Annotated in this window: 13 protein-coding genes; 9 read left to right on the top strand and 4 right to left on the bottom strand. The window is 64.7% G+C overall.

The window, feature by feature from the left end:
* Positions 1 to 24 precede the first annotated feature (24 nt).
* Positions 25 to 648 (bottom strand): energy transducer TonB, encoded by a 624-nt coding sequence (locus tag K9B33_RS05545; RefSeq protein ID WP_224547271.1) that lies wholly within the window; start codon positions 646 to 648, stop codon positions 25 to 27.
* Positions 645 to 2,051, bottom strand: coding sequence for an amino acid permease (locus K9B33_RS05540; RefSeq protein WP_224547269.1), 1,407 nt, complete (start codon positions 2,049 to 2,051; stop codon positions 645 to 647). The genes K9B33_RS05545 and K9B33_RS05540 overlap by 4 nt, the downstream gene beginning before the upstream one ends.
* A gap of 381 nt (positions 2,052 to 2,432) precedes the next feature.
* Between K9B33_RS05540 and ffh the strand changes: the two genes are divergently transcribed.
* The 7 genes from ffh to rplS all read left to right on the top strand — a co-directional run bounded on the left by ffh (position 2,433) and on the right by rplS (position 7,918).
* On the top strand, positions 2,433 to 3,917 hold the full coding sequence (ffh, locus tag K9B33_RS05535) for a signal recognition particle protein (RefSeq protein ID WP_224547267.1): 1,485 nt from the start codon (positions 2,433 to 2,435) through the stop codon (positions 3,915 to 3,917).
* Between the two features lie 41 nt (positions 3,918 to 3,958).
* Positions 3,959 to 4,417 (top strand): 30S ribosomal protein S16, encoded by a 459-nt coding sequence (rpsP, locus tag K9B33_RS05530; protein ID WP_224547265.1) that lies wholly within the window; start codon positions 3,959 to 3,961, stop codon positions 4,415 to 4,417.
* A gap of 5 nt (positions 4,418 to 4,422) precedes the next feature.
* Positions 4,423 to 4,917: a ribosome maturation factor RimM gene (gene rimM / locus K9B33_RS05525; protein ID WP_224547264.1), complete on the top strand. Its 495-nt coding sequence runs from the start codon at positions 4,423 to 4,425 to the stop codon at positions 4,915 to 4,917.
* Between the two features lie 63 nt (positions 4,918 to 4,980).
* Positions 4,981 to 6,483: a serine hydrolase domain-containing protein gene (locus K9B33_RS05520; protein ID WP_224547263.1), complete on the top strand. Its 1,503-nt coding sequence runs from the start codon at positions 4,981 to 4,983 to the stop codon at positions 6,481 to 6,483.
* Positions 6,484 to 6,539: 56 nt separating this feature from the next.
* Positions 6,540 to 6,812, top strand: coding sequence for a hypothetical protein (locus K9B33_RS05515; RefSeq protein ID WP_224547262.1), 273 nt, complete (start codon positions 6,540 to 6,542; stop codon positions 6,810 to 6,812).
* Positions 6,809 to 7,546: a tRNA (guanosine(37)-N1)-methyltransferase TrmD gene (gene trmD, locus K9B33_RS05510; protein ID WP_224547261.1), complete on the top strand. Its 738-nt coding sequence runs from the start codon at positions 6,809 to 6,811 to the stop codon at positions 7,544 to 7,546. Before K9B33_RS05515 ends, trmD begins: the two co-directional genes overlap by 4 nt.
* Before the next feature lie 6 nt (positions 7,547 to 7,552).
* Positions 7,553 to 7,918, top strand: a complete 366-nt coding sequence (gene rplS, locus K9B33_RS05505) for a 50S ribosomal protein L19 (RefSeq protein WP_150411837.1) — start codon at positions 7,553 to 7,555, stop codon at positions 7,916 to 7,918.
* Positions 7,919 to 7,929: 11 nt separating this feature from the next.
* On the opposite strand, the gene K9B33_RS05500 is transcribed toward rplS, so the two are convergent.
* Positions 7,930 to 8,175: a hypothetical protein gene (locus K9B33_RS05500; RefSeq protein ID WP_224547260.1), complete on the bottom strand. Its 246-nt coding sequence runs from the start codon at positions 8,173 to 8,175 to the stop codon at positions 7,930 to 7,932.
* A 112-nt stretch (positions 8,176 to 8,287) separates the two neighbouring features.
* On the opposite strand from K9B33_RS05500, the gene K9B33_RS05495 reads away from it, so the two are divergent.
* The gene (locus K9B33_RS05495) at positions 8,288 to 10,765 is read left to right on the top strand and encodes a TonB-dependent receptor plug domain-containing protein (protein WP_224547259.1); all 2,478 of its coding nucleotides are present in this window, start codon (positions 8,288 to 8,290) and stop codon (positions 10,763 to 10,765) included.
* A gap of 66 nt (positions 10,766 to 10,831) precedes the next feature.
* The gene (locus tag K9B33_RS05490) at positions 10,832 to 11,371 is read left to right on the top strand and encodes a GNAT family N-acetyltransferase (protein WP_224547258.1); all 540 of its coding nucleotides are present in this window, start codon (positions 10,832 to 10,834) and stop codon (positions 11,369 to 11,371) included.
* Here the strand turns inward: K9B33_RS05490 and K9B33_RS05485 are convergent.
* Complete coding sequence (locus K9B33_RS05485) at positions 11,343 to 12,626, bottom strand: MFS transporter (RefSeq protein WP_224547257.1); 1,284 nt, start codon at positions 12,624 to 12,626, stop codon at positions 11,343 to 11,345. The genes K9B33_RS05490 and K9B33_RS05485 overlap by 29 nt on opposite strands.
* Positions 12,627 to 12,696: the final 70 nt, after the last annotated feature.

Genomic DNA, 12,696 nt, shown 5'->3' with positions numbered 1-12,696 from the left:
GTGAAGCGAAAAGGCGAGTCCGGCCTATTGATTGTTGGTTTTGAAACTGACGCCGAATGTGCGGATCATGGGGATCGGATTTCCGGCATCGTCTTTTATGGTTGATAGATTGAGCGCCTTGGCCTGCGCGCAAGCGACATTTGCCAGTTTCAACCTGTCGGGCGCATCATCCAAAGGTTCGCAAACCGCCACCTTGCCATTTTCGTCAATTCTGGTGCGGATGCCGACAACTATTTCTTTTGCCTTGTTTGGCAGGGCCTTCACCTGCAGCAGGATGTCGGCGGGCCGCTCTGGCTTGCGTGCAGTCGGTTGGCGCGGCTGGCCGGGAAGCGTCCATGTAAAACGCCCCTTGTAAAATCCGGATGTGGGATTTTCATTTTCGTCCGTCGCGGGCTTGAAGCTCGCGCGGGCATACATGACTTCGCATGTCCGTTGATCGAGTTCCGACGATCCGCTGGATTGCATTATCTGGCATTGCGAAACGCGGCCTTGGGGAGACCTGACCAGCAGGAACTCTACAGATCCCGTTTCCTTGCGCTGCTTTGCGCTGGCTGGATAGTCGCTTTCCAAAGCCCAGCCGGCGGGCGAGGTTGACGGGGTCGACATTGTGAGGGTTGCGGCAAGAAGGAATGAGAACAGCGCAGTCATGCATCATTTCCATATGGTGTGGCCCGCCGCTGCCCATAGAGAAAATAGACCCCCAACCCAATGGCATTCCATACCAGACAGGCGACGATCGTCTTCATCGGCAGGCTGACGAAGAGATAGGCGCAGCCGCCGATCGCACCCAGGCCCACGAACCAGGCGGCGGGTGTGCGGAAGGGGCGGCGCAGGTCGGGGCTACGACGGCGCAGGACGAGCAGGCACCAGCCGACGGCCGTGAAGGCGATCAGCGTGCCGGCATTGGCCAGCGCGGCGATCTCGTCGATCGGCAGCAGACCGGCGATGACGGCGACCAGCGCGGCGGTGACCGCAGTGATGCGCGCGGGGGTGCCGCGCTTCGAAATCTTCGCCAGGCTTTGGGGCAGGAAGCCGTCGCGCGCCATCACCAGGAAGATGCGGCTCTGGCCGTAGAGGAAGCCCAGCAACACGGTGGGTAGCGCGATCACGGCGGCGATGGCGACGATGCGGGCGATGCCGCCCTGGCCCATTTCGCGCAGGATCAGCGCCAGCGGCTCGGGGCTGTCGGCGAAACGGGTGAAGGGCAGCGCGCCGATCGCGGCGGCGGCCACCAGCACATAGATGAGGGTGCAGATGACGAGCGATCCGACGATGCCGATGGCCAGGTCGCGATCCGGGTTCTTGGCTTCTTCCGCTGCGGTGGAAATGGCGTCGAAACCATAGAAGGCGAAGAAGATGATCGCCGCGGCGGCCATCACCCCGCGTTCGACGCCGTCCGGCCCCATATGTTTGGCGAAGCCGAAGGGCATGAAGGGGTGCAGATTCTGCGCGTCGAAGGCGGGCAGGGCGACGGCGACGAACAGGCTAAGGGTCGCGATCTTGATAAGGACCAGTACGCTGTTCAGGCGTGCGCTTTCGCGGGTGCCGAGCATCAGCAGCCCGGCGACCACGGCGATGATGAAGATGGCGGGCAGGTTGATAAGGCCGCCCAGTTCCGGTCCCTGCGTCAAAACCTGTGGGAAGCCGATCGCAGTGAGCAAAGGCGCGGCATAGCCCGACCAGCCCACCGCCACGGTGGACACGACTAGGCTATATTCCAGGATCAGGCTCCACCCCACGACCCAGGCGATGCCTTCGCCCAGCGCGACATAGCTATAGCTGTAGGCGCTGCCCGCCGCGGGCATCATGGTCGACAATTCGGCATAGGCGAGCGCGGCGCAGGCGCAGATCGCGCCCGCTATGGCGAAGGAGAGCAGCACCGCAGGACCGGCGCGATCCGCGCCGACGCCGATCAGGGTAAGGATGCCGGTGCCTACGATCGCGCCGACGCCCAGTGCCAGCAGATGCGGCCAGGACAGGGTGCGGGCCAGTTGATGGCCTGCGTCCCTGGGGGTCATCGCCTCCATCGGCTTGCGGCGTGTCCAACTCATGATCGCGGTTCCCCTTCCTGCTTTATCGCTATCTGCTGGCGCAAAGCCGGGTTGCGCGCAAGCGGATCGGCGCGCGCTTGCCGCTTGTTGCCGAACGGATGGTCCGCACGGCATGAAGATTCCGCCTTGAGCGACACGGGCGCAATCCCGGTTGCGCTATCCCATGCGACTCGATGGACATGGTCGCGATGGTTGCATCTCCCGCCATGGTACGCTAAGGGCGCCGAGCAATCGGGCGGCTTGCCGTTCGGTCCCTGACAAATCCAGGACGCCCAGATGGGGCATCGGATGGACGCTGGTTGGCGAGGTTTCGCCCACCGGCGATTTTGTCGTTTGGCAGGGAAGCGGGATTTTCCGGGCCTTTGCGGTCCAAATGAGGTGATGATGTTCGATTCGCTAAGCGATCGTCTGAGTGGGGTATTCGACAAACTGCGTGGGCGCGGCGCGCTTACGGAGGACGATGTCCGCGCCGCGATGCGTGAAGTGCGAATCGCGCTGCTGGAAGCCGACGTCGCGTTGCCGGTTGTGCGCCAGTTCGTCGATCAGGCCACGGAGCGGGCGGTCGGCAGCGACGTGCTGCGATCGGTCACGCCGGGGCAGATGGTCGTCAAGATCGTCTCGGACACGCTGACCGAAACGCTGGGTTCCGAAGCGTCCGACCTGCTGATCGACGTGACCCCGCCCGCCGTGATCATGATGGTCGGCCTTCAGGGATCGGGCAAGACCACCACGACCGCGAAGATCGCCAAGCGCCTGAAGGAAAAAGAACGCAAGAAGGTGCTGATGGCGTCGCTCGACGTCCAGCGCCCGGCCGCGCAGGAACAGTTGGCCGTGCTCGGCACGCAGATCGACGTCGCCACGCTGCCGATCGTCGCGGGGCAGCAGCCGGTCGAGATCGCCAAGCGCGCGTTGCAGTCGGCCAAGCTCCAGGGCTTCGACGTGGTGATGCTCGACACCGCCGGTCGCCTCCATGTCGACCAGGCGTTGATGGACGAGATGAAGGCGGTCGCCGACGCCTCCAACCCCGCTGAAATCCTGCTGGTGGTCGATTCGCTGACTGGCCAGGACGCGGTCAATGTCGCGACCAACTTCTCGGGCCAGGTGCCGCTGACCGGCGTGGTGCTGACCCGCATGGATGGCGATGCGCGCGGTGGCGCGGCGCTGTCGATGCGCGCCGTTACCGGCCGTCCGATCAAGTTCGCCGGCACCGGCGAAAAGCTCGACGCGCTGGAGCTGTTCCATCCGCAGCGCGTCGCGCAGCGCATATTGGGCATGGGCGACGTCGTCAGTCTGGTCGAGCGCGCGGCCGAGACGATCGACGCGGAAGAAGCCGACAAGCTTGCCAAGAAGATGGCCAAGGGTCAGTTCGACATGAACGACCTGCGCAGCCAGCTCAATCAGATGCGCCGCATGGGCGGCCTGGGCGCGCTGGCGGGCATGTTGCCGGGCCTCAAAAAGGCGCAGGCGGCGATGGCCAATAGCGGCGCGAACGACAAGACGCTGGTGCATCTGGACGCCATGATCGGCTCCATGACGCCCAAGGAGCGGGAGAAGCCCGCTTTGATCAACGCCAAGCGCAAGATCCGCATCGCCAAGGGTGCCGGCCGCACCGTGCAGGACGTCAACCGTCTCCTGAAAATGCATCAGGAAATGGAAGGCGCGATGAAGAAGATCCGCAAGATGGGCGGCCTCAAGGGGCTGGCCAAGATGTTCACCGGCGGCGGTGGCATGGGCGGACTGGGTGGCCTGGGTGGTCCGGGCGGCGGCGACGGGCAGGGCGGTCCGCCCGATCTGTCGGGCCTGGGCGGATTGGGCGGCAATATGCCCAAGCTTCCACCCGGTTTTCAGAATTTCATGAAGAAATAAGCAATTTCAACACATTGGTTTGAGTAGAAAGGTCTAGTTCCATGGCAACCTCCATCCGTCTTTCGCGCGGCGGCTCCAAGAAGCGCCCCTATTACCGCATCGTCGTGGCCGACAGCCGCGCCCCGCGTGACGGCAAGTTCATCGAGCGTATCGGCAGCTACAACCCCGTCCTGCCCAAGGGCGACGAGAAGCGCGTCGTTCTGGACGTCGAGCGCGCGAAGCATTGGGTTGCCGCCGGCGCCCAGCCGACCGACCGCGTCGCCCGCTTCCTGGACGCCGCCGGCGTGAAGGAGCGCAAGGCGCGCAACAACCCGAACAAGGCGGAGCCGGGCCAGAAGGCCAAGGATCGCGCTGAAGACCGCGCCACCAAGGCTGCCGAAGCCGCAGAAGCCGCCGAAGCCGCCAAGGCGGCCGCTGCCGAGGCCGCCGCTGCTCCGGCTCCGGCTGCCGAAGAAGCCGCTCCCGCCGAGGAAGCTGCTGCCGAACAGGCCGAGGGCTGAGTCTCTTGACCGACAAGCCCGTCACTCTCGCCGCGATCGTTGGTGCGCATGGAGTGGCGGGCGATGTCCGTCTGAAGCTCTTTGGTGAAGGGGCCGAAAGCCTCAAAAACTACAAGAGCTTCGATGCGGCGGGGCGCATATTGACGTTGAAGTCGGTGCGCCCCGGCCCCAATGGCGCGGTCGCCCGTTTCGCCGAGGTCGGCGATCGGGGGGCGGCCGAAGCCTTGCGCGGCACGGCGTTGACCGTGCCCCGTTCCGCCTTGCCGCCGCTGGGCGAGGGCGAATATTATCATGCCGACATCATCGGCCTGTCCTGCCTGTCCAGTGCGGGCGAGGCGCTGGGCGAGATCATTGCGATCGAGAATTTCGGCGCGGGCGACATCATCGAGGTGGAGCGGCCGCCGGCGGAGGGCAAGAAGGGCAAGCGCTTCATGGCGCCCATGCACGCGGTGACGCTGGAGGCGGACCGCGCTATCATCGACGCAGCCTTCGTCGAATAAGGGGTAAATGGCCCTTGCGGCCATGGTGCAGCATGGCATGTTCGATCCTCCGTCGCTGGAGGGATGTCGATGCGCCTTGCCGCCTGCCTGCTTTTGATGATCGCTGCCGCGCATCCGGCCCACGCCGCCGACGCGCAGAAGATCGCGCAGGCGATCCCCGCGATCGATCGCCTGTTTGCCGATTTCCAGGTGGACAGCCATGCGCCGGGCCTGGTCTACGGCATCGTCGCAGATGGGCGGCTGGTCCATGTGAAGGGGCTGGGGGTGCAGGATCTGGTCCATAAGCGGCCGGTGACGCCCGACAGCCTGTTCCGCATCGCGTCGATGACCAAGGCCTTCACCGCGCTGTCGATCCTCAAGCTGCGCGAGGAGGGCAAGCTTACGCTTGACGATCTGGCGGAAACCTACGTGCCGGAGATGCGCGGCTGGACCTATCCGACCAAGGATAGCCCCCGCATCCGTATCCGTGACCTGCTGACCCATAGCGCGGGCCTGGTCGACGACAATCCATGGGGCGACCGTCAGACGCCGCTGCCGGAAGCGGACTTCACCCGGGTGCTGCAACAGGGTGTGCCCTTCAGCAGCGCGCCGGGCAGCCATTATGAATATAGCAATTTCGGTTTCGCCCTGCTGGGCCGGATCGTCGCCACCGTCTCCGGCCAGACCTATCGCCGCTATGTCGAGCGGACGTTGCTGACGCCGCTGGGCATGGCGTCGAGCGGCTATGAGGTCGGCGAATGGCCGCTCGATCGCCGCGCGATCGGCTATCGCTGGGAAGAGGGGCGCTGGAAGGCGGAGCCGACGATGCGCGACGGCGCATTCGGGGCGATGGGCGGGCTCCAGACCAGCGCCAATGATTATGCCCGGTGGCTCGCCTTCCTGCTGTCCGCCTGGCCGGCGCGGGACGATCCCGATGCCGGGCCGGTGCCGCGTGCGGCGGTGCGGATGCTGGCGGAGGGGAGCAACTTCGTCACCGTCGCGCAGCGCAACGGCGCAAGCGGACCGTCCGCCTGCCGTCAGGCCGCCGCTTACGGCTTTGGGATGCGGGTGGCGCAGGATTGCGACCTGGGCCTGACGTTGGCCCATGGCGGCGGCTATCCGGGCTATGGCAGCCATGTGATGCTGATGCCGGATCACGGCGTGGGCATCTTCGTCTTCACCAACCGCACCTATACTGGCGGGGCCGGCCCGGCTTGGGACGCGGCCGTGGCGTTGCAGAAGGCGGGGGCGCTGGTCGAGCGGGTGCTGGCGGTGTCGCCTTTGCTGGCGGATGGCTATGCCGCGGCGGGGCGGATCTATGCGGCCGGGACCGTGCAGGCGGCGCAAGAGCGGCTGGCCATGAACTTCCTGATGGACAACGATATGGACAGTTGGCGCAAGAAACTGGCGGCGCTCAAGGATGAGGTCGGCGCGTGTCGCATCGACGCGCCGATCAAGGCCAGCGGCAATCTGTCGGGCAGCTTCACTTGGGCCTGCGAGAAGGGGCGCGTGGCGGGGTCGATCCTGCTGGCCCCGACGCGGGGCGCGCAAATCCAGGAACTGAAACTGGCGGTCAAGGCGCCCTGAACGGCAGGCTGCGGCGGGAACTGGACGAGGCGACGCGCTTGTCCTAAGCGCGGGCCATGGCGCAAATCCTCACCGCTCTTTATCTTCTGGCAATGCTGGCCGCCGGTTGGCGCCTGTTCGGCATCGGCTGGTCGCGCGGCGTGAAGGCAGCCAGCGCAATTGCGCTGGTCTGTCCGATCCCGTTGCTGGTCCTGATCCCGGGCCTGCTGCATCCCGAACGGCCCTTTGCCGGACTGCTCCAGAGCATCGGGGTCGCCCTTCTGATCTGTGGCCTTCTGTGCATGGGCGGCGGGGCTTCGGCAGCCTGGTTGCGATCGCGCCGCAAATGAGCTTCGCAGCGCAGATATTGACCCTCTACCCCGACATGTTTCCGGGGCCGCTCGGCCTGTCGCTGGCGGGGCGGGCGCTCAGTGAGGGAAAATGGGCGTGCGATCCCATCCCTATCCGCGATTTCGCCGCCGACCGGCATCGCACCGTGGATGATACGCCCGCGGGCGGGGGGGCGGGCATGGTGCTGCGCGCGGACATATTGGCCAAGGCGGTCGACCATGCGCTGGAGAAGCGGCCTGACCTGCCCGTGCTGGCGATGACGCCACGGGGCAAGCCGATCACGCAGGCGCGCGTGCGCAGCCTGGCGGAAGGGCCGGGCGTGACCCTCCTGTGCGGCCGGTTCGAGGGCTTTGACGAGCGCCTCTTCGACGCCCGGCCGATCGAGCAGATCAGCATGGGCGACATCATCCTGTCGGGCGGGGAAATGGCCGCTTTGCTGCTGCTCGACGCTTGTGTTCGCCTGCTTCCCGGTGTAATGGGCGCGGCTTCCAGCGGAGTCGAGGAATCCTTTGAAACGGGATTGCTCGAATATCCGCATTATACCCGCCCGGTAGAATGGGAGGGGCGCATGATCCCGCAAGTGTTGCGATCGGGGGATCATGCGAAGATCGCCGCCTGGCGGAAACAACAGGCGGAAGATGATACACGGCTAAGGCGGCCGGACCTTTGGGAACGTCACATCGGCGTTCGGGTCCAGTCGCCCTCTGGTGCGCAACGAACGACCAAGGACTGAGTTGACATGAACATCATCCAGCAGATCGAGGCGGAAAACATCGCCGCCCTCGCCAAGGATATCCCCGAATTCCGCCCCGGCGACACGCTGCGCGTCGGCGTGAAGGTCATCGAAGGCGAGCGTAGCCGCGTTCAGAACTATGAAGGCGTGTGCATCGCCCGTTCGAACAAGGGCATGGGTTCCAACTTCACCGTGCGCAAGATTTCGTTCGGCGAAGGCGTGGAGCGTGTGTTCCCGCTCTATTCGCCCAACCTCGATTCGATCACCGTCGTCCGCCGTGGCGTCGTGCGTCGTGCGAAGCTCTACTATCTGCGCGGCCGCACCGGCAAGCGCGCGCGTATTGCCGAGCGCCGCGACAACCGCGAAGGTTGATTGCGCGAAGGTCAATGGCCCGAGGGCCGAGTGCCCAAAAACGCTTCTTGACAGTTGTAAAAAAGAAACAGGCGGTGACCCCCGGGGTCGCCGCCTTTTTCTTTATGTTGCAAGGATTTGGCAACTTTGGACGGCCGTCCCGCTTTGATCGGAGCGGAAGGATTTTGCAGTGCGGCATAAATGTTATTTCGCCCGTTGCGGTTTTGTGTCAGCTTTTCGTTTCCAGACATTGCCGAGTGTTTCTGGCGTCGGGCCATGTGCTTCCGGCGGTGGGAGCGTTCGTGCAAAATATCGGAGAGAACAGGGGTAAGAATAAAAGGACGATATAGGAGAGGCCTCAATCAATAAGAAATATTAGGGGGCTGTTTCATGAACTATAAGGGTCTCGTTTCTCGCGCTGCTATTGCGATCGCCATCAGTTCTTCCGCTACCGTCTTCGCACAGGATAATGCGCCGCAGGCCGCCGCAGTCGATGAGGGCGCGGCCATCATCGTCACCGGCACCCGCGCCACGGGCGTCACCGCCGCCGAAAGCGCGGCGCCGATCAAGGTTCTCGACAGCGCCGCGTTGGAAAAGGTGGGCCAGCCCAACCTGAACCAAGTGCTGAGCCAGCTCGTACCGTCCTTCACCGCCGAAGCCTTTGGCGGCGATACCGCCAACCTTACCTTGTCGGCGCGCCTGCGCGGCCTCAGCCCCAACCACGCGCTGGTGCTGGTCAACGGCAAGCGGCGCCACGGCACATCCAACCTCCATGTGCTGAGCGGCCCCTATCAGGGTGGCGCCGCGCCCGATCTCGACATGATCCCGCCAGGCGCGATCGGCCGCATCGAGGTGCTGGAGGACGGCGCGGCCGCGCAATATGGGTCGGATGCGATCGCGGGTGTCATCAACATCATCCTGAAGGATGAAAAGGACAGCATTTCCGGCAGCTTCACCGGTGGCCAATATTATGAAGGCGACGGCACGACCTTTTCGGGCAGCATCACTTTCGCGCCCAAGATCGACGACGACACCTATCTGAACTTCACCATGTTTCACCGCTTCCATGGCTTTTCCCAGCGCGGCGGCGTCGATTCCCGCATCTATAACAAGGACGGCACGATCAGCGACAGCCTGAGCGCCGAACATGCGGCGATGGTGGCGATCGGCCTGCCAAATGCGCCTTACACCAACCGCATCGTCGGCGATTCGCGCTCGACGCTCAGCACGGTGATGTACAATGCTGGCCATGATTTCGGCGGTGTCGAAATCTACGCCTTCGGCAGCTATGGTCGTCGCGAGGCGAGCGCCTATGAAAATTACCGGCAGCCCTGGCGCGTATCGCGCTCCCCGGTTCTGGGCGTGGCGGGCGAGGAAATCCTGTACAGCGCCACCGGCTTCAACCCGCGCGAGGCGATCAAGGAGGATGATTTCTCCAACACCGGCGGCATCAAGGGGGAAATGGGCGGTTTCCGCTGGGACGTCAGCACCACCTATGGCCAGGATTATGCCAAGCTCTTCACGCTGGATTCGGCCAACCGCACGCTGTTCATCAATACCGGCACCACGCCGGGCAATTTTTATGACGGCTTCCTGAAGGCGTCGGAATGGACCACCAACATCGATATCGCCAAGGAGATCGAGGCGGGGATGGCGGCGCCGATCAACATCGCCTTCGGCGGAGAATATCGCGAAAATCTGTTCCAGATCGGCAAGGGCGACTTCGCCTCCACCTATTTCGAGGGCGGCCAATCCTATCCGGGCTTCCTCGCCACCGACGCAGGCAAGCACAAGCGCAACAACAAGGCGGCCTATCTGGACATCGCGCTGAACCCGGTGGATATCTGGAAGATCGACGGCGCGGTGCGTTTCGAGGACTATAGCGACTTCGGCACCAAATGGACGTGGAAGGTGACGAGCCGCGTCGACTTCACCGACCAGGTGGCGGTGCGCGGGACGGTCAGCACAGGTTTCCGGGCGCCCTCGCTGCTCGAATCCTATTACAGCTCAACCAATGTCGGCCCAACGTCGGCCTATGTGCAATTGCCGCCGAACAGCGCGGCGGCCAAGCTGCTGGGCTATGACGACCTGAAACCCGAAACGTCCACCAACTACAGCCTGGGCCTGGTGCTGCGACCCATTCCCAAGCTGAACATCACGCTCGACGCCTATCAGGTGAAGATGAAGAACCGCATCGTCGGCACCGGGTCGATCGTCGGCCTGACCGGCGGCGTCGTGACCAACCAGGCGGTGCTGGATGCAATCGCAGCGCATGGCAATGTGCTCGATCCCTATGTGCTGGAGGTGGGCGACGCGGGCATCAACCTGTTCACCAACGGCGCGGACACCCGCACCCGCGGCGTCGATCTGACGGCGAGCTATCCGACGTCGGTCGGCGAGGGATCGATCCTCTGGTCGCTGTCGGCCAACTACAACACGACCAAGATCACCAAGCTGCGCCTGCCCGACTCGCTCTATGCGGCGGATGCGCGCAGCGTGCTGGAGGACGCATCGCCGAAATATAAGGTCATTGCCGGCGGCCTGCTGACGATGGGGGGCTTTAGCGTCAACCTGCGCGAAACCTTCTACGGCAAGTCGTCGCAGGTGGTGATCTATAACGGCACGACCCCGACGGTGAAGGCCGGCGCGGCGGCGATCACCGATCTGGAGGTCAGCTATGCCCTGACCGAGGGGCTGACGATCACGGCCGGCGCCAACAACCTGTTCGACAAGAAGGCATCGACCGTACCCAACGGCCCGGACGGCCTGCCGATCGACGGCGGTGCGGTGCTGGACGCGCCGGTGACCTTTACGCCCTACGGCATCAATGGCGGTTACTGGTACGGCAAGGTCGGCTTCAAATTCTGAACTGACCGCAGTCGGCAGAGGCCGGTCCCTTGCGCGGGGCCGGCCTTTGCTGTTTCAGATCGCGCCATGACCATATTGACCCACCGCCTGGCCACCATCGCCGACGAAGCCGCCTTGTCCGCCCTGATGACATTGGCGATCGAGCGGCTGCAATCGGCTTATCTGACGCCCGATCAGGTGGCGGCCAGCCATGCCTTCATGGGGCTGGACAGCCGGCTGATCGCCGACGGCACCTATTTCGTCATCGAGGATGCGGGGGTGATAGCGGGTTGCGGCGGGTGGAGCCGGCGGGCGACATCCTATGGCGGCAACCATAGCGCCGGGCGCGACGACCGGCTGCTCGATCCGGCGACCGAGGCGGCGCGGGTGCGGGCGATGTACACCCATCCCGATCATGTTCGCAAAGGCGTGGGTACGCTGATCCTGTCGCTGTGCGAGGCGGCGGCGCGGGCGGAGGGCTTCGGGGCGCTCGAACTGTCGGGGACCATGGCGGGCGTGCCGCTCTATCGCAGCTTCGGGTTCGTGGGGGTGCGGGCGTTCGAGGATAGCGGCGTGCCGATGCTGCTGATGCGCAAGGTCATTGGACCGGCGCCGCGCGGCTGGTGAACCAGAGGCCGCCCAGGCTGATGAGCGCGGCCGCCGACATGTAAAGCCCGACCAGGCCGACGCCCTGCGCGCCGATCAGCCAGGTCGCGACGATCGGCGCCAGCGCGCCGCCGATGATGCCGCCCAGGTTGAAGGCGAAGGACGCGCCGGTATAGCGTAGCTGGATCGGGAAGAGGGCAGGCAGATAGGCGCCCAGCGGGCCGTAGATGAAGCCCATGACGAACAAGGCCAGGCTGAGCGCCGCGAAGATCGGCAGCAGCGCGCCGGTGCCGATCAGCGGGCCGAAGACCAGGCCCATCGCCACCGTACCGGCGCAGCCCCAGGCGAGGGCATTGGTGGGCGTGGTCCGATCCGACCACCAGCCGGCGATGACGATGCTAAGCGCCATGAACAGGATCGCGCCCAACTGAATGGCGAGGAAGATTTCGCGGTCGATCCTGAGCGCGGTGGTGCCGTAGCCGAGCGCGAAGGCGGTGGCGATATAATAGACGGCGAAGCAGGCGGCGCAGGCGAAGGTGCCCGCGATCGCCGCGCCCAGATGCGAGGAGAGAAGCGTGGCCAGCGGCACGGCGGGTGGCGGCGTTTCCCTCTGCGCGGCGGCGAATTCAGGGGTTTCAGTGAGTTTCAGGCGAACCCAAAGGCCCAAAATCACCAGCACCGCGCTGCCGAGGAAGGGCAGGCGCCAGCCCCAGGCGAAGAAGTCTTCGTCGGTCAGGAAGGCGCCCAGGATCAGGAACAGGCCGTTGGCGGCGATGAAGCCGACCGGGGCGCCCAGTTGCGGGAACATGCCGAAGCGCGCGCGCCAGCCCGGCGGGGCGTTCTCCACCGCCAGCAGTGCCGCGCCGCCCCATTCGCCGCCGAGGCCAAAGCCCTGTCCGAAGCGCAGCAGGCACAGGATCAGCGGCGCCCAATAGCCGATCATCTGGTAGGTCGGCAGAAAGCCGATCAGCAGCGTGCAGCCGCCCATCAGCATCAGCGAGGCGACCAGCGTCGCCTTGCGCCCGATGCGGTCGCCATAATGACCGAACACCGCCGCGCCCACCGGCCGGGCGAAGAAGGCGAGGGCGAGGCTGCCATAGGAGGCCATCAACTGCGCGGCGGGCGAGGAGGAGGGGAAGAAGAGCGAGGGAAAGATCAGGCTGGCGGCGGTGGCGTAGATGTAGAAGTCGTAAAACTCGACCGCTGTGCCGATCAGGCTGGCTGCCAGCACCCGCTTGTGCCGCCACATTTCGCCGATGCCGTTCGCTTCCGTCATGTCTTCGCCCCGCCCCGCTCTATCCGTTTTTTGACCAACATGATCCCCGACCTTCGCCGGCGAACATGTT

This window comes from Sphingobium sp. 3R8, from assembly GCF_020166615.1.
GTDB lineage: Bacteria > Pseudomonadota > Alphaproteobacteria > Sphingomonadales > Sphingomonadaceae > Sphingobium > Sphingobium bisphenolicum.
This window is presented reverse-complemented; position numbering and strand designations above follow the sequence as displayed.